This is a genomic window from Primorskyibacter sp. S87, assembly GCF_049801055.1.
GTDB lineage: Bacteria > Pseudomonadota > Alphaproteobacteria > Rhodobacterales > Rhodobacteraceae > JBNAGF01.
The window spans coordinates 259,776-283,198 of the sequence record NZ_JBNAGF010000006.1 but is presented as its reverse complement, the minus strand read 5'-3'; the positions used below and the strand labels follow the sequence as shown (position 1 = coordinate 283,198).

Below are 23,423 nucleotides of genomic sequence, written 5' to 3'. Positions count from 1 at the left end.
TGCAGCCCGACGCCTGTTCCGTCGAAGAGGGTGATCTGGTCATCGCTTGTGCGTCCCGGATTGGTTCCGTTGATGACGGCTCCGACCTGGGCGATGTCGTTTTCCTTGATCAGGCCTTCGGCGATGGCGTGCTGGGCTTCGCCGATCGAGATCGACTGGGCCACTTCGTCGGTAAAGACCGACGCGCGTGCCAGCAGGGCCGCTTCGACTTCCTGCTTGCCCTTGGTGTCGGTTCCCATGCAGGCGACATGGGTGCCGGGGGCGACGTGATCGGCCATCAGCGACGGCGCGAAGGCAGAGGTGATCGAGATGATGACATCGGCTTCGGTCATGCCCGGCAGGTCGACCGCTTCGAACGGCACGCCGGCCTCGGCCGCGACCTTTTCGATATTGGGCAGCATTTCCGGGTGGTAGTTCCAACCGATCACCTTCTCGAAGTTGCGCTGCTCAAGCGCGGCACGCAGCTGGAACGTGGCCTGGTGGCCGGCGCCGACCATGCCGATCACCTTGGCGTCTTCACGCGCCAGATGCTTGATCGACACCGAGGACGCGGCTGCGGTGCGCAGCGCGGTCAGCAGGTTGCCGCCCACCATCGCCTTGGCCTTGCCGGTGTCGGGATCGAACAGGAACACGGTGGACTGGTGGTTGATCAGCCCGCGCTTTTCCAGATTGTTCGGCCAGTAGCCGCCGGCCTTCAGGCCGAGCGTCAGGCCGGCGCGGTCAAAGCCGCCCTTGAAGCCGTAAAGCGCGTCTTCGTGGCCGATCGCCTCGCGAACGACCGGAAAGTTGTAGGCATCGCCCGACGCCATGGCGGCAAAGACCTTCTCGACGGCATCAAAGGCCGCATCGCGGGTCATCAGGTCGGCGATTTCTTTTTCAGGGACAATCAGCATTGTGATTCCTTCAAAAAAGCGGGGGTCGGCACACCCGACCCCCCAAGGAACTGGCCACCATCGTGGCCCGGGGAGAGGTTTTCGTCAGGTCCGGCCGGATCAGTAGGCCTTGCCGCGGGCCGAGACCGGCCAGACGGTTTCGACCTTGCCGTTGCGGACGCCGACATACCAATCGTGAACATTGGCGGTGGGGTCGCAGTGACCGGGCACCAGCTTCAGCTTGTCGTTCACTTTCAGCACTCCGCCGGGATCGGCGACAACGCCATGTTCGTCCGAGCACTTGATGTATTCGACATCATCGCGACCAAAGACCGTCGGCAGACCGCTGTCGACCGACTGCGCCTTGAGACCGGCATCCACGATGGCCTTGTCGGCCTTGGCGTGGCTCATCACCGAGGTGAGGATGAAGAACGCATTCTCCCACTCGCCCTGGTCGATGCGGTTGCCGTCTTGATCGAGAATACGGCCGTAATCGGCATCCATGAACGCGTAGGAACCGCACTGCAGCTCGTTGTAGACGCCCGAGTCGCTCTCGAAGTAGTAGGAGCCGGTGCCGCCGCCGCCGACGATGTCACACTCAAGACCCTCGGTCTTCAGCGTGTCGACTGCGTCTTTCACCATGGCAACCGCGATGTCGATCTTCTCTTTGCGGTCGTTGTAGTCGTCCATGTGCTGCATCGCGCCCTGATAGGCCTGGATGCCCGAGAACTTGAGGCCTTCTGCCGCGTCGATCGCCTTGGCGATTTCGACAACTTCCGGCGTCGTCGTCACACCGCAGCGGCCCGCGCCACAATCGATCTCGACGAGACATTCGATCTGAGTGCCGTGCTTTTGCGCCGCGGCAGACAGGTCGGCCACGTTCGCGATGTCGTCCACGCAGCAGATCGTGCGGGCGCCAAGCTTGGGCAGACGCGCCAGACGATCGATCTTGGCCGCTTCACGGACCTGGTTGGAGACCAGAACGTCCTTGATGCCGCCACGCGCAAAAACTTCCGCTTCGGAAACTTTCTGACAGCAAACGCCGCAGGCGCCGCCCAGTTCTTCCTGCAGCTTCTGCACGTCCACCGACTTGTGCATCTTGCCGTGGGTGCGGTGACGCATGCCGTGATCCTTGGCATAGTCACCCATCTTCTTGATGTTGCGCTCAAGCGCGTCCAGATCCAGCACAAGGCAGGGGGTCTGGATGTCGGCTTCGTCCATGCCCGGCAGGGCGGGAACGTCAAAGCCAACTTCGAGGCCGTCGAGATTTACCGGTTTGTTCATTGTCGTTGCTCCCTTCACAATGTCCACGGCAGCTTGTCGAGATCGACATTGCCGCCGGTGATGATCACGCCCACGCGCTTGCCCTTGAAGGCGTCGGGGTTCTTCAAAATCGTCGCCAGCGGCACCGCGCTGGACGGTTCCATGACAACCCGCAGGTGCTTCCACGTCAGTTTCATCGCGTCGATGATCTCCTGCTCGGAGGCCGTGTAGATCTCCGACACATGGTTCGACACAAAATGCCAGGTCAGGTCCTTCAGCGGCACCAGCAGCCCGTCCGCAATCGTCTTGGGCGCGTCATCAGCAATGATGTGACCCGCCTTGAAGCTGCGATAGGCATCGTCAGCCTGCTCCGGCTCGGCCGCGATGATCCTGGTCTCGGGAGCAAGGTTCGACAGCGTCAGGCAGGTGCCCGAGATCATGCCGCCGCCGCCAATCGGCGCGACAACCATGTCCAGCCCGCCGGTCTGCTCCAGAAGCTCCTTCGAACAGGTCCCCTGCCCCGCGATCACCCGCGGGTCATTATAGGGGTGCACGAAGTCGCCGCCGGTCGCGGCCTGCACCTTGGCAAAGGTCTCTTCCCGCGACGTGGTCGAGGGCTCGCATTCGGTGATCTTGCCGCCATAGCGACGGACCGTGTCCTTCTTGGCCTGCGGTGCCGTATGCGGCATCACCACGTTGCATGGAATGCCGCGCAGCATCGCCGCGTAGCTCAGGCACGACGCATGGTTGCCCGAAGAATGGGTGGCCACACCCTTTTTCGCCTGCTCCTCGTCCAGCCCGAACACCGCGTTGGTGGCACCGCGCACCTTGAAGGCGCCCGGCTCCTGGAAGTTCTCGCACTTGAAGAAGATCTCCGCGCCGGTCAGCTCGTTGAGATAGTTCGAGGTGCGGACCGGCGTGCGCCGGATATGCGGCTTGATGCGCTCATGGGCAACAAGCATGTCCGCCAGGGTAGGGATTTCCATGTCGAGACCGTCCTTCATCAAGCGGCCGCTTTTTGCGAGGCGACCGTGGAGTTGCGATAGTAGTCCTGGGCCGCGGCAACGCCCGAACCCAACTTGATGTCCAGGCCGAGGTCGGCCATCACCATTTCGGCGGTGGCAATACCGGACAGCGCCAGAACGTCGGTCAGCTGACCCAGGTGACCGATCCGGAACACCTTGCCGGCAACCTCGCCAAGACCAACGCCATAGGCGACGCCGTACTTGCTGGCCGCATGGGTCACGATATCCGTCGCATTAAAACCTTCCGGCGTCTTGATCGCGCTGACCGTGTCGGAATAGACATCCGACGACTGCGCGCAGAGCTCCAGACCCCAGGCATTCACCGCCAGGCGCACGCCCTCGGCAATGCGGTGGTGACGGGCAAAGACATTCTCTAGGCCCTCGTCCAGCAGCATCTCGGTCGCCAGCTTCAGACCATTCATCAGGCCGACAGCGGGGGTGTACGGATAGGCATTGGCGGCATAACCCTTCTGCATGTCACGAATGTCGAAGAACGTGCGCGGCAGGGTCGCGCCCTCAACCGCAGCCATCGCCTTGGGCGAGAAGCCCACAATGGCCAGACCCGCGGGCAGCATGAAGCCTTTCTGCGAACCGGTCACGGCAATGTCCACACCCCATTCGTCCATGCGGAAATCCATCGAGGCAATCGAGGACACACCGTCAACAAACAGCATCGCCGGGTGACCGGCCGCGTCCAGCGCCTTGCGCACCGCGCCAATATCCGACTTCACGCCGGTGGCGGTCTCGTTATGCGTGGCCAGAACAACCTTGATCTCGTGGTTCGTATCCGCCTTCAGGATCTCTTCGTAACGATCCGCAGGAAGACCCGTGCCCCAGGTCGCCTCGACAACCTGAACATCAAGACCATGACGCTGGCACATGTCGATCCAGCGGTGACTGAACATCCCGTTGCGCGCAGCAAGAACCTTGTCGCCAGCGCTCAGCGTGTTCGTCAAAGCCGTCTCCCAGCCGCCCGTCCCAGTCGACGGGAAAATGAAAATCTCAGCCGTCTCGCTCTTCAAAACCTTCTTTACACCCGAAAGCGCAGGATGAAGAATCTCTCCAAACAAGGGAGAACGGTGGTCAATCGTCGGCATGTAAATCGACTTGCGGATCTCCTCCGGCATGTTCGTTGGACCAGGGATAAATACGGGATTCTGAAAGCTCATGACGCTCTTCTCCTATGACGGTTTGCGGCCATTATAGGTTTTGTCGCGATTTGAGACAATTTTTGAAAAAATTTTTCAGTTTCCGACAATAAGTCCATTTTTTCTTTTGTTGTTAGTACCTTGATTTTTTCAATCGCGGTGCTTTTTCTCCTGCCGCAAAAAAGTTTCGATCCCTGGTTCTAGAAATACCTGCAAGAGAAGGACCTGTCCGGGCCGCCTTGCGATACCATCTGGGTTGCGGCACCCGGTTCGATTGGCACCACCTACCGTGAATGTAGGGGAAAATCGCGCGGATCAAACCGGTGGGCCATGCCCTTCGCCAGACATTTTGGCGATCTATCGGAATTGCGGGCGATCAGATTGCGTCACCCAATGGCAGATTGCGACCGTTTGCGCGCCATTTACTGGCAAGACCCTCTTCGCTGTCCCTTCTCAGTTTCTGCAAATCTCCAGACAGGCTCGCATGCCGTTCCTGCCGGTTTCGAAATACAGCTCTCCACCATGCTGGACGGCCACTGTCGCCACAATGGTCAGTCCCAATCCGAAACCGTCAATCGCCGACGTGTTTGCCCCCCGCCTGAAGGGCGCGATGACAGCTTCGATGTCCGCCGCGGTCATACCCGAGCCTTCGTCTTCGACGACGATAACAGCGTGATCGGCGGTGGCCGTCAGTTCGACCGATGCCCGACGACCATACTTCAGTGCATTGTCGATCAGGTTCGACACCGCACGCTGCAGCGAAATCGGCCGCCCGACGACAAGGATGGGTTGCCCGTCGGGGATCGAACTGCGACCTGTATGTGAGGTAAAGACGGAACGCCCGCCCGCGACCTGACGGGGCTGATCGGTGCAAAGTTCGACCGGCTTGCCGAGATCCCGGTAATCGTCGACAATTGCCTGAACCAGTGATGTCAGCGACACCTGCCGCGGATCTTCCGAGCTCAGTTCGGCCCTTGTGTAGGTCAGCACGCTTTCGATCATGCCAGTCATGCTGTCGATATCGGTTTCCAGCTTTTCCCGCAGATCCGGGTCATCGATCAGGGCTGCACGCAGGCGCAGCCGAGTGGCCGGCGTTCCGAGATCATGGCTGACGCCGGACAGGACCATGGCGCGATTAGAGAGCTGATCGCGTTCCTCTTCGAGGTACAAGTTTACGGCGGACACGATTTCGCGGAGTTCGGCCGGGCCTTTTGCCGAATAGGATTCTGGTCCGCCCAGTCGCCGGCGCGACCGAAGCGCCTGCGCGAACCTGCTGAAATAGGCAGAGATATCGGCGATCACCGTTCCCAGCGCGGCCAGGGCCACGCCCGCGATCAACACGGCGACAAGCCGCAGGTCACGTGGCGCGGCTGCGCACCCCCAGACAGCGTTGCCATCGACGCGCCACCACTTTTCGTTGGCAAGGCCCACGAACATCACCGGTTCGTTGCAGTAGGTTGCAAGAAGACGGGTCAGGTTTCCGAACTTTTCTGCCGAAGACTGCCCTGAGCCCGTTGAAAGCTCTGACACTTCATAGCGAAGACTGTCCGAAACGATCGCCACCGAAAGGATCTGTCCGGCCACCGGATCGCTGCCCAGTGTCAGTATGGACAGGTTGGTGACATGGGCCGGCTTGGGAAGCGCCGGCAACCGGGAAAAGGCTCCTTGGCTGGCAATTTCGGCCTGTTCCTCCGGCAACGGTTCTGCCCGGATACCATCAGGCAATTCTGACCCCGTTCGCAGAGCTTCGTGGACCGAAAAGCCGGCCACGTAGCTTTTGGTCAGATGCGCCTGCCAAGCCTGTGTCGACCAGAACCAAACGGCGGCAACACCGAGGCCAATGGCAAAGGCCGCAAACATTGCCGCGATGCCCACGGTCCGGAGGCGCGGCTCCAAGGTCATAAACCGGCCTCGACCCGCACATCAACCGCGAGCACATACCCGACGCCGCGTTCGGTTCGCAGCATGCGGGGATCTTTTGGGTTGTCCTCGATCTTGGACCGCAATCGACCCACCAGCACGTCAATCGCACGCCCGGAGCCGTCATCAATCGCATACCCTTCGCCGGTCACATCCAGAGCGGACGCGATTTCGTCGCGGGTCAGCGGGATATGAGGGTTGGCGAGAAGAACCTTGAGCAGTCCGGTTTCCCTTTTCGAAAGCGCGACCTGAAACCCCTGGGGTGACCGGACCTCATCGCGTTTTCCATCATAGACCCAACCGCCGAAACGAAAGGTCGACGTGCGGCGACGATAGACGAGAGATGCGCTACGGTGCGCTCGTTGCAGAACAGCCCGCACACGGGCCAGTAGCAACTGAAGATTGAAGGGCTTCGCGATATAGTCGTCGGCCCCGACCGCGTAGCCCGCCATGCGATGATGGTCAGCCGAGAGGGCGGACACAAGGATGATGGGAACGTCCTGATCAGCCCGCAGACGTGCGCATATCTCGACGCCGTTTTCATCGCCCAGCATCACATCAAGAAGGATCAGATCGACTCGCCCGCTGTCGAGATGCGTTTGGATGTCCTGCTCGCATTCGGCCGGCAAAGCGATGAACCCGTTTTGACGCAGAAACTGCGTCATCATCGATCGGGTTTCCGTATCGTCTTCGACCACAAGGAGCCGTGGAATCGCCATCACTGTTCCTTTTCTGGGCCGCGCGCGGATCACCCCTTTGACCTCTGTTTGTAACATCGTGCAACAAAATCAATCGCCGGGTAACAGCTTGTAACAGCTGAGCCTGTTTTTTTCGGCGTCTTGGCATAGTGCAGCGACGATCCTCCATTGCTTCGCACCCCCGAAAACCGGCAGCCTGTTTCAATAGGCCACTCAAAGCAATTGGCCCATATCGGGAGGAAATGACATGAAACGATCCATGTTCGCGGCTGTATCAGCCGTGGCATTGACAAGCGCCACGTCGCTGGTGGCCGAGCCGCAGGCCGAAGTCCTGCATTGGTGGACTTCAGGCGGCGAAGCCAAATCGGTTGCGGTTCTGCAGGAGGAATTCGCGGCAAATGGCGGCACCTGGACGGATATGCCAGTCGCAGGCGGCGGCGGCGACGCCGCAATGACGGCCCTGCGCGCCCGAGTTCTGTCGGGCAATGCGCCCGCTGCGGTACAACTCAAAGGGCCGGCGATCCAGGAATGGTACGAAGAAGGCGTTCTGGCCGATATCTCCGCTGTGGCCGAGGCAGAAGGCTGGGCCAAAGTGCTTCCGGCCTCGATTGCCGGTCACATGATGTGCGAGGACACGTGGTGTGCGGCCCCCGTGAACGTCCACCGGGTCGATTGGATCTGGGCCAACGCTGATGTACTTGAATCCAACGGCATAGCCATGCCCACCACTTGGGATGAGTTCAACGCCGCAGCCGACAAGCTACAGGCTGCCGGGATCACGCCCCTGGCCCATGGCGGTCAGGCCTGGCAGGATGCCACCGTGTTCGAAGCCGTTGCTCTGGGCGTTCTCGGTCCGGATGGCTTCCGCAAGGCGTTTGTCGAACTGGACGAGGCGACGCTGACATCCGATGGGATGGTGGCCGTCTTTGACCAGATGCGAAAGATGCGTGGCTATGTAGATGACAATTTCTCGGGGCGTGACTGGAACCTTGCCACCGCAATGGTCATGAACGGCGAAGCCGCGTTCCAGATCATGGGAGATTGGGCAAAGGGCGAATTCCTCGCCGCCGGCAAGGCACCGGGCAAGGATTTCCTGTGTGCTTCCGTGCCGGGTGAAGGTTTTCTCTACAACGTCGACAGCTTTGCGATGTTCGAGGTGGACGGCGATGACAAGGCTGAGGGTCAGCTGCTGCTTGCCAAGCTGATCGTTGGCCAGAACTTCCAGAAGGTTTTCAACTTGAACAAGGGTTCGATTCCTGCCCGTGTCGACGTCGCGCTGGACGATTTCGACAGCTGCGCGCATCTCTCTGCCGATGACATGGCAGCCAGCAATGAAGGTGGCTCACTGTTGCCCAGCTATGCCCACGGCATGGCCCTGCGCGGTGCCCAGTCGGGCGCGATCACCGATGTTGTCACGGCGCATTTCAACTCGGATATGTCTTCGGCCGATGCGGTCAAGATGTTGGCCGAGGCCGTCGCAAACTCGATGTAACCCCCTGCCCTCGCCAGCGATATGCCGGCGGGGGCTTTTCTGTTGCAGAGGGGCGACCCCATGACCGAATGGTTGGAGCGCCATGTTCCCAAGATGGTTCTTGCGCCGTCTTTCGTGGCCATCCTTGTATTTGTCTACGGCTTCATAATCTGGACAGCCTGGGTATCGCTGACCCGCTCACGCCTGCTGCCCAAATATGAAATCGAGGGCTTCATCCAGTATGAACGCCTGTTCGCGTCTCCGCGGTGGGATACTGCGATGAACAACCTCCTTGTCTTCGGTGTGCTGTTTATCGTGATCGCAATGGCCCTTGGGCTGCTCATTGCCATTCTGCTTGACCAGAATATCCGAACAGAGGGCGTTCTACGCACGATCTATCTCTATCCGATGGCCCTTTCCATGATCGTCACCGGAACCGCGTGGAAATGGATCATGAATCCGGGCCTCGGCATCGAAAGCCTGGTTCGGAGCTGGGGATACGAAACCTTCAGTTTCGATTGGGTGATCAACCCCGAAATGGCAATCTATGCGGTTGTGATCGCAGGCGTCTGGCAGGCGTCCGGCTTTGTCATGGCCCTGTTCCTGGCCGGGCTGCGCAGTGTGGACGGAGAGATCATCAAGGCCGCGCAGGTCGACGGTATTCCTACGTGGCGCGTCTATTCGGCGATCATTATTCCTTCGATGGCACCGATCTTCCTGTCGGCCTTCATCGTGCTGGCCCATCTGGCGATCAAGAGCTTTGACCTTGTCATCGCCCTGACCGGCGGAGGTCCGGGTTATGCCACCGACCTGCCCGCAACATACATGTACGCCATGGCTTTCTCGCGCGGAGATCTGGGACAAGCAGCGAGCTCGGCAATGGTCATGATGGCTGTCGTCTTTGCCATCGTCGTTCCCTATCTCTACTCGGAGCTGAGGGCGAAACATGACTGACACGCCCCTTAACCCGACCCGTTCCGGCAACTGGAGCCGGATTTTCCTGCGCTGGCTGCTTTTCACCCTGCTGGGCCTTTTTGCGCTTATTTACCTCATGCCGCTGTTCGTGATGGTCACCACATCGCTGAAGAGCCTTGAAGAAATCCGCACCGGCAGCCTTGTGGCGTTTCCGCGAGAAGTGACCTTTGACGCGTGGCGCACTGCTTGGTCCGGTGCCTGCACCGGCATCCAGTGCGAGGGCCTGCGGCCCTATTTCTGGAACTCGGTCATGCTGGCCATTCCTGCCGTGTTGATTTCAACCATTCTGGGTGCGCTGAACGGCTATGTTATCGCACAGTGGAATTTTCGCGGCGCCAACCTGATTTTCTCACTTCTGCTGTTCGGCTGCTTCATTCCATTTCAGGTGGTTCTGTTGCCGATGGCACGGATGCTGGGGCTGATGGGGCTTGCCGGCACCATTCCCGGGCTGATCTTCGTCCATGTCGTCTATGGTATCGGGTTCACGACGCTGTTCTTCCGCAACTACTATGTCACCATTCCCTCGGAACTGGTCAAAGCGGCCAAGGTCGACGGCGCGGGATTTTTCCGCATATTCTGGTCAATCTTCCTGCCCCTGTCGCTGCCGATCGTCGTGGTCACGATCATCTGGCAGTTCACCCAGATCTGGAACGACTTCCTGTTCGGTGTGAGTTTCAGCCAGGCCGGAACGCAACCCGTTACCGTTGCCCTCAACAACATCGTCAACTCGACAACCGGCGTGAAGGAATACAACGTCGACATGGCCGCTGCCATCATAGCCGCGCTGCCGACGCTTGTAGTCTACGTTGTCGCCGGCAAGTATTTCATCCGCGGTCTGACTGCGGGTTCGGTGAAAGGATAGATCGATGACTTCGATTCTGGATATCAGGAACCTCCACAAGAACTATGGCGCAGTCGAGATCCTGAAAGACATCAAGGTCGCGATCGAACCGGGCGACTTTCTGGTTCTTGTCGGCCCATCAGGATGTGGCAAGTCGACCCTTCTGAATTGCATTGCAGGCCTTGAGCCGATCACCTCGGGCAGCATCGAAATCGGCGGGCGCGACATGACTCATGTCAGCCCGAAAGACCGCGATATCGCCATGGTGTTCCAGTCTTACGCACTGTATCCGACCATGAGCGTGGCCAAGAACATCACCTTCGGGATGAAGGTGCGTGGCGTCGATCCGGCCACACAGGATCGCAAGCTCACCGAGGTGGCGCGGCAACTGCAGATCGAGCCCCTGCTGAACCGCCGACCCGGCCAGCTTTCAGGCGGTCAGCGACAGCGGGTAGCGATGGGGCGGGCGCTGGTGCGTGATCCCAAGCTGTTTCTGTTCGATGAACCTCTGTCTAACCTTGATGCCAAACTGCGCGTCGAGATGCGAACCGAGATCAAGAAACTGCATCTCAACCTCGGCGCCACGATGGTCTACGTGACACATGACCAGATCGAGGCAATGACGCTGGCGACCAAGATCGTCGTACTCAAGGACGGTGTCGTTCAGCAAATCGGGTCTCCGGCCGAGATCTATAACAAACCGGCCAACCTGTTTGTCGCCGATTTCATGGGAAGCCCGGCGATGAACCTGATTCCGGCCCGCGCGACAACAAGCGATGCCGGGGCCCGGATCGAGATCGCCCGCGAAGGTCATGCGCCGCTTGTCCTGACCGATACCCATTGCGGGAACCTGCCGGACGACATCATCCTCGGCCTGCGCCCCGAGGATATCGCCGAAGCCGGGTTTCGCGCCGGCGCCGACATACAGGAGGCGTCATGCCTGATCGACATGGTAGAACCGGCCGGCGCCGACACATATGTGGTTTCGATGCTCGGCGGGCGGCAGGTCACGGCCCGCCTGCACGCCGAGACAAGTGCCCTTCCGGGGGAAACCCTGAAGCTTGCTTTTGACCTCAGCAAGGTTTCCTATTTCACTCCGGAAACCGGAGAACGGCTGAATTGAAGCAAATCAGGTTGGTAGCAGATGTCGGCGGCACCAACTCGCGTATCGGGCTGGCCGGAAACGGTGTGCTGATTGCCGCGACAGTGCGCAGTTACAGGAATGATGACCACGCGGATTTCTTTTCCGTCGCCGATGCCTTTCTTTCGGAAACCGGGCCGCTGACCATCGATGAAATCGCAGTTGCGGTGGCGGGCCCGGTGTCAGAGGGCACTGCCCGCCTGACGAATCGCGACTGGCGTTTTGACGAAACCGCCCTGTCCTCGCGGTTGAAAGCGGATCGGGTCTGCCTGCTGAACGATCTCAATGCGTTGGGGTATGCGACGCCATTTCTCGATCCGGGGCGCCTTGATACCGTGTTTATGACCGATGCCCCGCACCGCGCGTCGGGGCAGGCCCTGATCGTCGGCATTGGTACCGGGTTCAATGTCTCGCCTGTCGTGAACACCGCAGGGCAAGTGCGTTGCCTCAACGCCGAACTCGGGCATGCTCCCCTACCCAGCGACATCGCGGAGATCCTTACCGATCAGTTTGGCGCCGCTGCAGCGGATTTCCGGACTGTCGAAGAGGTTTTTTCGGGCCGGGGTTATGCCGCGCTTTCCGGTCTGCACGGCGACACATCAGTTGCCGGCAACACAACCGACAAAGGCTTTCAGTCGTTCTATACCAAGCTGCTGGGAACTCTGGCTCGCAGCTTGATGCTGACCTTTCTGCCTTCATCCGGGATTTTCTTTGCAGGCGGCGTTGCCCGCAGTCTTCTGGATACACCCGCGCGCGACCGGTTTGTCGATGTTTACAGCCTGCCCTTCGATCTGAACAACCTGCAACCCGCCCCGGTGTTCCTGATCCGCGACGACGCGGCGGCGTTGCTGGGTTGCGCCAAATACCCGATGGGATCATAGGGCGGAGCGACCCAGCCGGACGAGGCCGAGCTGCCCGATCGAGGTTGCCACAAACTACCGGCACCAAGTTGGGGTCCAGACAGCCGGATGGACTGCAGGATAGGGAATTTGCTATTCGGATCCGAAGGGATGTTATGGCGGAGAGACAGGGATTCGAACCCTGGAGACGGTTTCCCGCCTACACACTTTCCAGGCGTGCGCCTTCGACCACTCGGCCACCTCTCCGTGCCGCGGATATTTGGAGGAACATGCCGGGATTTGCAAGAGGGTATTTCGGCAAATTCGTCGGGAACAGACGAACGCTTCAATCGTCCAGATGCAGGTAGACGCGGCGGTTCTGGCGCCCCTTCTTCTCGATCTTTCCAAGACGGATTCGACCGATTTCGCCGGTTCTTGCCACATGTGTTCCGCCACAGGGTTGCAGATCGACCGGATCGTCGCCCTGCCCGATCCGCACAAGCCGCACCTTGCCGGCGCCGCTTGGCGGCTTTACTGACATGGTCTTGACCAGTCCGGGATTGGCGTCAAGTTCGGCATCGGTAATCCAGGTTTCACCAACCGGGAGATCCCGGTCGATCAGGGCCTGCAATTCGTCCTGCAGGGCCTGCTTGTCCTGCGGTGCCTCAGGCATGTTGAAATCCAGCCGTCCCTTGCCAGCCCCGATCTGGCCTCCGGTCACGTCCAGCGGAATAACCACCGACAGCAAATGCAGGGCGGTGTGAACACGCATATGCTCAAACCGTCGATCCCAGTTCAGTTCCTGTTCGACAGGCTGCCCGAGCTCCGGACGCGGATTGCCCTCGGCCGGGACCAGCACAACCGCTTCGCCTTCGCCTTTGATGGTGTTTGCCACTTCCATCTCACCACCGTCCCAGCGCAACCAGCCGCTGTCTCCGGGCTGCCCGCCCCCGGTGGGATAGAACAGGGTCGCGTCAAGGATCACTCCATCGCCATCATGCCCGGCCACGGTGGCCGGGGCGACCCTGTGATAGGCGTCATCGCGAAACAACGGCTCAGACTTCATCGGGGTCTCCTGCGTCCATATCTGCCTCGGTCAGCATGGCCGGCTCGTCTGTATCCCGCTCGTCCGGGCTGCCGGTCTCTGCCTGACCCGCCTGACTGGTGGGATCGAGCAACGCTTCGGGATTGCGCAGCCAGACATCGCGCTGTGCAAATGGTATCTCGATGCCCTCTTCGGTGAACCGCTTGTTGATCTCGTGGTTCATATCGGACTTGACCGACAAGACCCAGTTCACGTCGCGCAGAATCGCGCGGATCTCGAAGTCCAGCGAGTCGGCGCCAAATCCCTGAAATACGACGGAAGGCGCGGGGTTGATCAGAACCATTGGATGCGCGTTGGCCACTTCGCGCAGGATCTCTTCGACCCGCCGCGTATCGCTGCCATAGGCCACGCCCACGGGCACGATCACCCTGCCAACTGTATTGCCGCGGGTGTAGTTGGTGACAGAGCCGCTGATCAGGTCCGAGTTCGGCACGATCACGTCGGTCCGGTCGAAGGTTTCAATCCGGGTCGATCGCACCGAGATGTCGCGGACGTAACCCATCTGCCCGTTCACATCGATCCAGTCTCCCTTGGAGATCGGTCGTTCGATCAGCAGGATGATCCCGGACACGAAATTCGAAACGATTGTCTGCAGGCCGAAACCGATACCGACAGAAAGTGCACCGGCAACAATCGCCAGCGACGACAAGTCAAACCCTGCCCCTGTGATTGCCACCAGCGCCGCCAGGAAAATTCCGACATAACCGGTGCCGGATACGATCGCGTTCTGCCCGCCCGGGTCGATGTTTGTCTTGGGCAGCAGGGAATTGCGCAGGCCGCCCTGAAGCAGGCGGGTCAGGCCAAGCCCGATCGCAAAGATTAGCACGAAAGTCAGGAAATTTGTCGGCGAGATTCGCACTCCGCCGATATCAAATCCCTCAAGCAATTGCTGCCAGACTTCGGTCAGATCAGCCGGGCGTGCGCCCCAGATCAGCGCAAAAAGCGGCAGCGTCGCGATGGCAAGAACAAAGCCGGCCAAGACTGTAAACAGCGAATCCCTCCCCGCCTCGCCAGTGCGGGTGATCCACGAATAGAGACCGCCGACAAAGCGATGCAGGATGATCATCGAGGCAATCACAGCCAGAGACTCGACGGCAGGAAACACCAGTGCCTCGGCTGCGTAGTAATATCCCAATGACGACAGAACCGGCGAAACGATGCACATCAGGAAAAGCGTGGTCCGCAGACCTTCGATGACCTTGCCGAAACCAGCTCGGCTCACCTTTACGCCATCACCCGCCTCGTCCGCACCGCGCAGCCGCCGCACCCGCAACAACAGCAAGGCCGTGGTCAGAACAACAGGGAAACTGATGACCGAACGGGTCGTTTCCGGGATGTTTTCGATCTGTTCGAAATGCAGCACCAGATCGTACAAAACCAGCATCACAGCCAGCATGTCGATCAGCAGCCGCAATTCCGCTATCTGACCGGCCGGCAACAGTTTGAGGCCTTCGCTCGAGCGGTTCAGGAAAACCTGACGGCCAATCCAGTTGAACGCAAAGATGGTAAAGGCCCAGATTGGGACCTGTTCCAGCAACAGTGTTCCGCGCACACCAAGGAAACCGGTCATCAACAAGGCCGCCGACAGTGCAAGAACCCCAATCCAAGGCATAAAGATGCGCAGCAGCGACACGACAAAGGACCAGACCCCGGTTCCCGATCCCCCGAGTGTCCTGAGGTAGTCCCCCATCCTCTCGGACCAGCGCCGTCCGCGCGCAATCAGCACACAACCGATTGCCAGCAGAGTCACGATCACTGGCAGACGCTCGCGCGCCTGTTCACGGATGGTCGCGGAACTCAGGTTGGTGGTAGTCTCGCTGACCAGGGCCCGGCTGGCTTCCTGAATGTCCCTCCACGCCATGCCCCAGTATTTCGGCGACAGGGGCGACGGCCCACGTGTCATCAACTCCTTGGCCTGCCGGTCCCGGATAATCCGGTCGATTTCGTGAATCAGACCGTTGGCACGGGTGAACGCCTCTTCCGAGATGATGCGCGGCACCCGCAGCTTGTCGAGCTGTTCATTGAGGTGTTCGCGCAATGCGGCGATATCTTTGGCTTCCTCGGCATCGCCCTCAGGGGCCGGGCCGAGCGCCTCGATCTGGCTCTCCAGCGTGCGAATCCGCTCGGTGTTCTCGGTGCGGGCGCCGCTGAAGATATCGCGATAACCGCCGATTTCCTTGCGCAGGTTCTCAAGTGCGGCATTGGACGCGCGATTGGCATCCACAACCTCTTCGGCACGCTGTGCCGTTTTCATCCAGTTCAGGTAATACTGCCGGTTCGTATCCGATAGCTGCGCCGAGACATCCCCGACAAAACCGAGCAGTCCAATAAGCATCGCCGCCAGCACGGCAACCAGCAGGCGGCGAAGCTCTTGCATTACACGTCCTCGAACACACCCGGAATCGAGCGCGGAGCGGCGGTCATCCAGTCGGGCACCGGAAGCTCTTTTTCACGCAGGAATTCGGGGTTGAACAGCTTGGACTGATAGCGCGTGCCATAGTCACACAGCACGGTGACGATGGTATGACCCGGCCCCATTTCCTTGGCCATGCGCACGGCACCCGCAATGTTGATTGCGGTTGAACCGCCCATCACCAGCCCCTCTTCGTGCAGCAGGTCGAAAATGAAGGGCAGTGCCTCGTTGTCGGTGACCTGATACGAGAAATCCGGGGTGAACCCTTCGAGGTTCTTGGTGATCCGGACCTGCCCGATGCCTTCGGCGATCGAACCGCCATCCATCGCCAGCTCACCTGTCGTGTAGTAGCTGTAGAGCGCAGCACCCATGGGATCGGCCAAACCGATCTTGACGCCCTTGGGTTGCAGCGACTCTGCCACCCCCGCCAGTGTCCCGCCCGACCCCACAGCGCAAACGAACCCGTCAACCTTTCCACCGGTCTGCTCCCAGATCTCGGGGCCTGTGGTTTCAACGTGAGCTTGCCGGTTGGCAACGTTGTCGAACTGGTTCGCCCAGATCGCGCCGTTCGGTTCGGTCTTGGCCAGTTCTGCAGCCAACCGCTCGGAATAGCGCACGAAATTGTTGGGGTTGCGATACGGCGCTGCCGGTACCTGCACCAGTTGCGCCCCCGCCAGGCGCAGCATATCCTTTTTCTCTTCAGACTGGGTTTCCGGGATCACGATGACCGTCTTGAACCCCATCGATGCGCCCACCAGTGCCAGACCGATACCTGTGTTTCCGGCCGTGCCTTCGACGATGGTTCCACCCGGTTTCAGTTCACCCCGAGCGATCGCATCCCGGATGATATAGAGAGCGGCGCGGTCCTTGACCGACTGGCCGGGATTCATGAATTCGGCCTTACCGAGGATCTCACAACCGGTTTCCTCGCTGACCCGGCGCAACCGGATCAGAGGAGTGTGTCCGACGGCCTCGGCCAAATCGCGTGCAATGCGCATGGTGTCCTCACAATTTCAAACCTGACTCAACGATGTAGCGGTGCCGTGCCGCGACCTCAAGCGGCGATGCACATCGCGGGGTCAATCATCAATACCAACTTCGGCCCTTAGCCGCGCACGGTGACGTGCCAACCAGTGCCCCAGAGCATTCAGGTGAAGGCTTTTGTAAGCCATGGAATCCAACCTTTCCCGAAAGATGTCGTAGTCGAGGATCTCGCTGCGGATATCTTCGTGCTCGCTTTCGACTCCGGCGCCAGAGACCGTGCTGTCCAGATCGCCAAGCCCGACAAAGAGATGGCAGAATTCGTTTGAATTCCCGGTTGACGAGAATGCCTCGCCGGCAGGTTCCAACCGAGTCAGTTCAACGTGCGCCTCTTCCATCGCCTCTCGGATGGCGGTTTGTTCAGGTGTTTCACCGGGATCGACCAGCCCGGCCACCGCCTCCCAGACCCACGGAGCCGGATCTCCTGCCATGAAGACCGGCGCGCGAAACTGCTCGACCAGAACAACCCTGTCTCGAACCGGATCATATGGCAGCACCACCGCCGCCCGGCCGGTCATCATGGAGCTGCGGTTGACCACATCGCTCATCGTCCCATCATGGCGGCGAAAGCGCAGATCCATCTCTTCCATGGCCAGAAAATTATCATGGGGTATGTCGCGGCGCAGAATCTCGACGTCACGGTGCACGTTCCGATCGGGGCTGCCTGCGCGCTGCTGGAGCGCGACCCAGGACGCGGCGCGGCGTCGGATGGCTGGCAACCGCTCGGCAATGTTTTGGCGGGTGGCAGATCCAAACCCCGCCATCACCTCCCGTGCGGTCCGCACGCTCAAATCGCCCCAGTCCCGCGCCCAATCGCCGAGATCCCAAGGCTCTCCCCGTGTTCGGTGGAACCGTTCGGGGAAACAGACCTGCGCCCGCGCCTGCCCGCCAGCTGCGATATCCAGCGTAACGGGTTTCAGGCCATCGGCGAACCCGCCCGCATAAAACTCGAGCCGGGCAACGTCCGACGCAGACAGTCCCTGCAGCAGCACGCCATCCGCGCGTTCGCCGGGCCTTTCGTGGATCGTCGCAAACGGCATATCGTGAACGGTGTGAACGGAATACCCGGGCAGGCTTGCCGCCACCGGAGCAAGATCATCTGCGCTGCGCCCCAGCACCACCTCGAGCAGAGGCATATGGCGCAGCGTGCCAAAAAAGAACAGGTCTGGCACTTTTTAAGATACCTTTTCACAAGAGCTTACAGCGTGCCCCTAAATGCATCAGCGCCATGTGCGCCAAGCATATTCGGTTGCGAGCCCAGCGACCAGAGCCCCCACCAGCAGGGTGATGATGATGTTGGGAACCGCAATTGTCATTCCGTATTCGAGGCCGATGCGAAAGATGTCGCTCAAGGCCTCGAACGGCCCGTTATAGAGGTGTCGCATGGATTGGCGAAACATCTTGTAGGCACCTTGAACGAACAGGCCCCAAAACATCATCACGGCGACGCCAGTCAGACCGTTGTTAATCGCGGGAGTGATCCCCTTGCCTGCGCGTCGCCCCATCACCACCCATCCGCAGACCACACCTATGGCGATGTTCAACGGAACGAAATAACCGAAATCGGTGCCTTCGGGCATCAACGGCATAACCTGAAGGGAGACGATGAATGCAATGATCGCAAGGGATATTGCGGCAACTAGGCGGGCTGCATCGGGCATCTGATGTCCTGATCGGCTTGGTTAATCTGCTCGGGTTATTGCTCCGGTCGGGCCACTGTCATTTGTGTCACATCGCAGGTGCCACTGTCAAAGGCCGCCGCGCAGGAGGTCAGGTAGAAATTCCACATCCGGCGGAACCGGTCGTCAAACCCCATTGCGGCCACCTGATCCCACTTTTCGTTAAAAGTTTCGTGCCAGCGGCGCAGGGTTTGGTCATAACTCGCGCCGAACTCCTTGGATCCGACATAATCCAGCCCGGCATTCTGAACCTGTTCTTTCAGGATCTTCGGCGCTGGCAACATACCACCGGGGAATATGTGCTTTTGGATGAAGTCGACGCCATGCTTGTAGATCTCCCATCGGCGGTCCGCCACTGTGATGATCTGCAGCGTTGCTTTTGCCCCGGGCTTCAACCGGTCCCGTATGGTTTGGAAATAAACAGGCCAGTATTTCTCGCCGACGGCTTCGAACATCTCGATTGACGCAATGCCGTCGTAGCTGCCGCGTTCATCCCGGTAGTCCTGCATCCTGAACTCAACCATGTGGGAAAGCCCTGCTTTTTCAATACGCTCCTGCGCATAATTAAACTGCTCTCGCGAGATCGTCAGACCTGTCACCCTGAGCCCACGTTCGCGCGCGGCATACTCCGCAAACCCGCCCCAGCCACAGCCGATTTCAAGGATGTGATCTCCGGGTTTCGCCCCCATCTCGTCAACCAGACTGGCATATTTGGCGATTTGCGCGTTCTCGAGACTTTCCTGTCCGGTTTCGAATATGGCGCTTGAATAGGTCATCGTATCGTCAAGCCAGAGCTTGTAAAAATCATTCCCAAGATCATAGTGATACGAGATGTTCTTCTTGGCTTGCTGCTTGTGATTGCGCTGCAGCCAGAAGCGCAATCGCTCATAGGCCCGGACGAACCCCATGCCGGGGAAATCGTCATAAACCGTTTCCTCGCCCCTATGAACGAGGTCCATGAAGGTCTGAAGATCCGGAGTGGACCACCATTCCTCCAGATATGCATCGGAAAAACCCAGATCGCCTTCGCGGATCAATCGGGCGAACAGGTCGCGGTTGTGGACATGGATCTCAGCCACCGGTCCCGGTTTGCTGCCTTCGGCCCGAAAGACCCGCCCGTCTGGCAGTTTAATGTCCAGACGGCCCACCTGCATGTCCTTCAGCATGGTCATCACGCGATCAAAATAGCGAGGCAGGTCAGACTGCCCCTCAGTGCTGGTCAGGATCATCCGCTCTCCCCTTGCGGTTCGAGACAAAGGCTAAGACGACTTCCCGTTTCTGGCAAGTTTTGCGTGACTTAGTCCGCGAAACGTCTTGTTTCGCGAACAGAGACATCAGGTTGTTCCGCAATCACAGGTTACGATACCTCAGGCCGAACTTGTTCACAGCACCCGGTCGAGCACCTCAATCAACTTTTTGATTTCGTCCGGTGACGTGTAATGGGTGAAGCTGAGCCTGAGCACGCCTTCCTCCGGATCAATTCCCTGCGCGCGCAGGGTACGAACCGCGTAGAAGTCTCCGCCACCCGCCATAATCCCGTGCGCCGCCAGTTCGGCCGCCACGGGCTCGCCCGGACGCCCAAGTGCAAGCGCCACGGTTGGCGCACGGTTTTCAGCCCGGTCCGGACCAAGCAGCCGCACCGAATTCCGCGTTTTCACCGCGTCCAGCAGCGGTTGCAGCAGATGAATTTCGTGCGCCCGCATCAGGTCATGCACAAAACTGCCCTTATCCTCGAGGCTTTCTCTGCCGCCGCCGTGATGGTCGTGCAACGCCTCGATGTAATCGGCCATTCCGGCGCAGGCAGCGACCTGCGCGTGATCCGGTCCGGCCGGAGTGAACCGCTTGTAAAGATCTCCGGCATTGAAAAAATGCGCCTGGTTCGGGAGCAATTCCCCCAAAGCCCGCCGGATTACCATCAGGCCCTGATGCGGACCATAGGTCTTGTATGAAGAAAACAGGTAGATATCCGGCCCCAGTCGACCGACATCGGGAAAGCCGTGCGGTGCATAGGAGACACCGTCCACACATACAAAAGCCCCGGCAGCGTGCGCCATGGCCGTGATCTCGACCACCGGGTTGATCTCGCCCACCACATTGGAGCAATGCGGAAAGCAGACCAACCGAACCTTTTCGTCCAGCAAGGTGTCAAGATCCTCGGGGTTCAGATGGCCGGTCACCGGGTCCAGCTTCCACTCTCGGATTTCGATCCCTTCCTCGGCCAGCCGTCGCCACGGACCGGTATTTGCTTCGTGGTCCTGATCGGTCACAACGATGGCTTCGCCCGGCTGCATCCATTTGCGAAAAGCCTGCGCGAGCACAAAGGTGTTCTGCGTGGTCGACGGCCCAAAGCTCAGTTCATCCGGATCGACACCAAGTAGCGCCGACATCCGGGTGCGCGCCTCGTCCATCTCCTCTCCGGCCAGCCGGCTTGCTTCGTAAGGCGCATAGGGTTGAACCTTGCGCTGGGTGTAAAACCGGGTCAGCCGGTCAATCACCGGCTGGCAGGTGTAAGAGCCACCGGCATTCTCAAAAAAGGCCTGCCCCTGCAGGGAAGGCTCGGAAAAAGCGGGAAATTGCGCCCGTACGAAGTCAAGATCGAGTGTCATGGCCCAAGTTGTCGCGGTCATTCACATCCACGTCAAGACAGGCTTGAGGCGGCGCATTGGCGCGGACGTGTCGGGTCAGCCGAACCGCGCTTGATCCGGCCGAAACTGTCTGCGGTGTGGTAACAAAAAAATGCGGCCGCCCTCACCCGAGGCGGCCGCACCTGTCCGGTTCATCTAGGATCAGGCATTCACGTCCACAACGACCCGTCCTTTCACCTGACCGTTGAGAATGTCGGCGCCAAGCTGCGGCAGGTCTGACAGCGTCGCAGGCTGGACCATCGCCTCCAGCTTGTCCATCGGCAGGTCACTTGCGATCCGCTGCCAGGCCCTCAGCCGGCTGTCATAGGGTTGCATCACCGAGTCGATACCCAACAGGTTCACGCCACGCAGCAGGAACGGGATCACCGTCGCCGGCAAACCCGCGCCACCCGCAAGGCCGACAGCGGCAACCGATGCCCCGTATTTCATCTGCCCCAGAACCCGCGCCAGCATTGCTCCGCCAACGGCGTCAACACAGCCGGCCCAGGTCTCGCTTTCCAGCGGCCGCTTGGTGGTCTCGTTGATGTCTTCGCGGGCCACGATCTGCGTGGCGCCCAGCGATTTCAGGTAATCCGCGGTCTCCGGACGGCCGGTTACACCGGCCACTTCATAGCCGAGCCCGGCAAGAATCGCAGTGGCAACGGATCCGACGCCACCGGCAGCCCCCGTTACCAGAACCGGGCCATGTCCGGCCTCCAGCCCGTGATCTTCCAGCGCCATGACAGCAAGCATCGCGGTGAATCCTGCCGTTCCCACCGCCATCGCCTGTCGGGTGTCCAGCCCACCAGGCAGCGGCACCAGCCAGTCGGCGCGCACACGGGCTTTCTGGGTATAGCCACCCCAGTGAGCCTCTCCCACGCGCCAACCGGTCAGCACCACCTTATCACCCGGCTTGTAGCGATCATCGGAAGACGCTTCGACTGTGCCGGCAAAATCGATACCAGGCACATGGGGATATTTGCGTACTAGCCCGCCACCATGAGAGCTCAGACACAGCCCGTCCTTGTAGTTCACGGTGGAATACTCCACCGCGACGGTCACATCGGCCTCGGGCAAATCCTCCAACCCCAGCTGTTTCACGGAGCCGGTCGCCTTGCCGCTCTCTTCGTCTTTTTCCATCACCAGTGCGTTGAACATCCTCATCCTCCGTTGCGGGGGCCACCTGCCCCCTGACCTTCATCTTTTTCCAAATACTCCGGGGGAGTCGCGCCGCGCGCGACGGGGGCAGAGCCCCCTCCCCAACTCTCTTCTTTCACCGCCAGAACCGATCCTGCACCACCGCCCGGTGCATCCCATGTTCCGTGTCGACCTCCAGCACCGATCCCGCGTCCCAATGCGCCCGGTCCACCATGCCGATGGCCACGTTGACGCCGAATTCGGGCGAATAGACTGCCGAAGCTACCTGTCCAACCTGCTTGCTTCCTGCCAACAGCGGCCACGAGCCCGTGCATGGGCCAATCTCACCGTCGATAACCAACGGCCGGATCTGCCGCGGCGGGCCATTCCTAGCCTGATCCGCCAGGGCCACCTTGCCAATGAAATCTTCGGGCGAATTGCAGAACCGGCCCAGCCCACATTCATATGGCGTGTTTTCACGCCGCATGTCCGACCCAAAGCTCAGCAACCCGCTTTCGATCCGTTCAATGTTGTTCGGACACCCTGCCCTCACACCGAGATCCTCGCCCGCGGCAAACAGCGCATCCCACAGCGGCATGCCGTACTCCGTACCCTCGACATAGATCTCGAAACCGCCCTGCTTTGACCAGCCGGACCGCGCCACCACCAAGTCGCGCCCCTCAAAGGGCAACCGCTTGTAGCGGAAGAACCGGATCTCGCGCACCACGTCGCCAAACACCCGCGCCATGAGATCGTCGGCTTTCGGCCCCTGAACCGCCAGTGGCGAAACGTCCGGCTCGCCGATCTCGACATCCATGCCATGTGCAATGGCCAGCCCCAGCACATATTGCCAGAGGTCGCCATCAGCTACCGACAGCCAGTAGTGGTCATCTGCCAGCTTGATCGACACCGGATCATTCAACATGCCCCCGTTGTGATCCACCGCCGGGACATAATAACACTGATCGGCTGCCATCCTGTCCATATCGCGGGGGCTGATCATCTTCATCAGACGCAGCGCATCCGGCCCACGGATCTCGACCTGCCGCTCGCAAGAAACATCCCAGATCTGCACATGCTGTTTCAGGTGTGCGCAATCTGCCTCGACACTGTCGAAACACACCGGCAGCAACATGTGATTGTAGACCGTATAGGCCTTGACCCCGGCGGCTTCGACACCGGCACTGAAGGGCGTCTTGCGCACTCGTCGCGAAGGGTAGATCTCTGCCAT

At 60.0% G+C, this 23,423-nt stretch carries 20 protein-coding genes and 1 tRNA gene; 5 read left to right on the top strand and 16 right to left on the bottom strand.

What is annotated here, in order from left to right; all coding sequences use genetic code 11:
* From bhcD to ACP15U_RS12865, 6 genes are all read right to left on the bottom strand, one after another.
* On the bottom strand, nt 1–893 hold an 893-nt coding region (bhcD, locus tag ACP15U_RS12890), incomplete at its 3' end, for an iminosuccinate reductase BhcD (protein ID WP_425045547.1).
* Between the two features lie 99 nt (nt 894–992).
* The gene (bhcC, locus tag ACP15U_RS12885; protein ID WP_425045546.1) at nt 993–2,156 is read right to left on the bottom strand and encodes a 3-hydroxy-D-aspartate aldolase BhcC; all 1,164 of its coding nucleotides are present in this window, start codon (nt 2,154–2,156) and stop codon (nt 993–995) included.
* Between the two features lie 14 nt (nt 2,157–2,170).
* Nucleotides 2,171–3,139 carry a beta-hydroxyaspartate dehydratase BhcB gene (gene bhcB, locus ACP15U_RS12880; RefSeq protein ID WP_425045545.1) on the bottom strand — a complete coding sequence of 323 codons (969 nt, stop codon included), beginning with the start codon at nt 3,137–3,139 and terminating at the stop codon, nt 2,171–2,173.
* Complete coding sequence (bhcA, locus tag ACP15U_RS12875; protein WP_425045544.1) at nt 3,139–4,329, bottom strand: L-aspartate--glyoxylate aminotransferase BhcA; 1,191 nt, start codon at nt 4,327–4,329, stop codon at nt 3,139–3,141. The genes bhcB and bhcA overlap by 1 nt, the downstream gene beginning before the upstream one ends.
* A gap of 432 nt (nt 4,330–4,761) precedes the next feature.
* On the bottom strand, nt 4,762–6,210 hold the full coding sequence (locus tag ACP15U_RS12870) for a sensor histidine kinase (RefSeq protein ID WP_425045543.1): 1,449 nt from the start codon (nt 6,208–6,210) through the stop codon (nt 4,762–4,764).
* Complete coding sequence (locus tag ACP15U_RS12865; protein ID WP_425045542.1) at nt 6,207–6,947, bottom strand: response regulator transcription factor; 741 nt, start codon at nt 6,945–6,947, stop codon at nt 6,207–6,209. Before ACP15U_RS12865 ends, ACP15U_RS12870 begins: the two co-directional genes overlap by 4 nt.
* A gap of 226 nt (nt 6,948–7,173) precedes the next feature.
* Between ACP15U_RS12865 and ACP15U_RS12860 the strand changes: the two genes are divergently transcribed.
* The 5 genes from ACP15U_RS12860 to ACP15U_RS12840 are packed head-to-tail and all read left to right on the top strand — an operon-like array spanning nt 7,174 to nt 12,235.
* Nucleotides 7,174–8,418 carry an ABC transporter substrate-binding protein gene (locus tag ACP15U_RS12860; protein WP_425045541.1) on the top strand — a complete coding sequence of 415 codons (1,245 nt, stop codon included), beginning with the start codon at nt 7,174–7,176 and terminating at the stop codon, nt 8,416–8,418.
* 60 nt (nt 8,419–8,478) lie between these two features.
* Entirely contained in the window at nt 8,479–9,351 is an 873-nt protein-coding gene (locus ACP15U_RS12855) for a carbohydrate ABC transporter permease (protein WP_425045540.1), read from the top strand.
* On the top strand, nt 9,344–10,234 hold the full coding sequence (locus tag ACP15U_RS12850) for a carbohydrate ABC transporter permease (RefSeq protein WP_425045539.1): 891 nt from the start codon (nt 9,344–9,346) through the stop codon (nt 10,232–10,234). The genes ACP15U_RS12855 and ACP15U_RS12850 overlap by 8 nt, the downstream gene beginning before the upstream one ends.
* 4 nt (nt 10,235–10,238) lie before the next feature.
* Nucleotides 10,239–11,336: an ABC transporter ATP-binding protein gene (locus tag ACP15U_RS12845; protein ID WP_425045538.1), complete on the top strand. Its 1,098-nt coding sequence runs from the start codon at nt 10,239–10,241 to the stop codon at nt 11,334–11,336.
* Complete coding sequence (locus tag ACP15U_RS12840; protein WP_425045537.1) at nt 11,333–12,235, top strand: glucokinase; 903 nt, start codon at nt 11,333–11,335, stop codon at nt 12,233–12,235. The genes ACP15U_RS12845 and ACP15U_RS12840 overlap by 4 nt, the downstream gene beginning before the upstream one ends.
* 135 nt (nt 12,236–12,370) lie before the next feature.
* On the opposite strand, the gene ACP15U_RS12835 is transcribed toward ACP15U_RS12840, so the two are convergent.
* The 10 genes from ACP15U_RS12835 to ACP15U_RS12790 form a co-directional block, all read right to left on the bottom strand.
* A tRNA-Ser gene (locus tag ACP15U_RS12835) sits at nt 12,371–12,460 on the bottom strand.
* 79 nt (nt 12,461–12,539) lie between these two features.
* Nucleotides 12,540–13,259: an alanyl-tRNA editing protein gene (locus tag ACP15U_RS12830; RefSeq protein WP_425045536.1), complete on the bottom strand. Its 720-nt coding sequence runs from the start codon at nt 13,257–13,259 to the stop codon at nt 12,540–12,542.
* Nucleotides 13,249–15,675, bottom strand: a complete 2,427-nt coding sequence (locus ACP15U_RS12825; RefSeq protein ID WP_425045535.1) for a DUF3772 domain-containing protein — start codon at nt 15,673–15,675, stop codon at nt 13,249–13,251. Before ACP15U_RS12825 ends, ACP15U_RS12830 begins: the two co-directional genes overlap by 11 nt.
* On the bottom strand, nt 15,675–16,709 hold the full coding sequence (locus tag ACP15U_RS12820) for a cysteine synthase A (RefSeq protein WP_425045534.1): 1,035 nt from the start codon (nt 16,707–16,709) through the stop codon (nt 15,675–15,677). Before ACP15U_RS12820 ends, ACP15U_RS12825 begins: the two co-directional genes overlap by 1 nt.
* An 81-nt stretch (nt 16,710–16,790) precedes the next feature.
* Complete coding sequence (locus ACP15U_RS12815; protein WP_425045533.1) at nt 16,791–17,924, bottom strand: NUDIX domain-containing protein; 1,134 nt, start codon at nt 17,922–17,924, stop codon at nt 16,791–16,793.
* Between the two features lie 48 nt (nt 17,925–17,972).
* Nucleotides 17,973–18,413: a TrgA family protein gene (locus tag ACP15U_RS12810; RefSeq protein WP_425045532.1), complete on the bottom strand. Its 441-nt coding sequence runs from the start codon at nt 18,411–18,413 to the stop codon at nt 17,973–17,975.
* Between the two features lie 35 nt (nt 18,414–18,448).
* On the bottom strand, nt 18,449–19,660 hold the full coding sequence (locus tag ACP15U_RS12805) for a class I SAM-dependent methyltransferase (protein WP_425045531.1): 1,212 nt from the start codon (nt 19,658–19,660) through the stop codon (nt 18,449–18,451).
* A 153-nt stretch (nt 19,661–19,813) separates the two neighbouring features.
* Entirely contained in the window at nt 19,814–21,037 is a 1,224-nt protein-coding gene (locus ACP15U_RS12800; RefSeq protein WP_425045557.1) for an aminotransferase class V-fold PLP-dependent enzyme, read from the bottom strand.
* A 180-nt stretch (nt 21,038–21,217) separates the two neighbouring features.
* Nucleotides 21,218–22,213: an acryloyl-CoA reductase gene (acuI, locus tag ACP15U_RS12795; protein WP_425045530.1), complete on the bottom strand. Its 996-nt coding sequence runs from the start codon at nt 22,211–22,213 to the stop codon at nt 21,218–21,220.
* Between the two features lie 115 nt (nt 22,214–22,328).
* Nucleotides 22,329–23,423, bottom strand: a complete 1,095-nt coding sequence (locus ACP15U_RS12790) for a dimethylsulfoniopropionate demethylase (protein WP_425045529.1) — start codon at nt 23,421–23,423, stop codon at nt 22,329–22,331.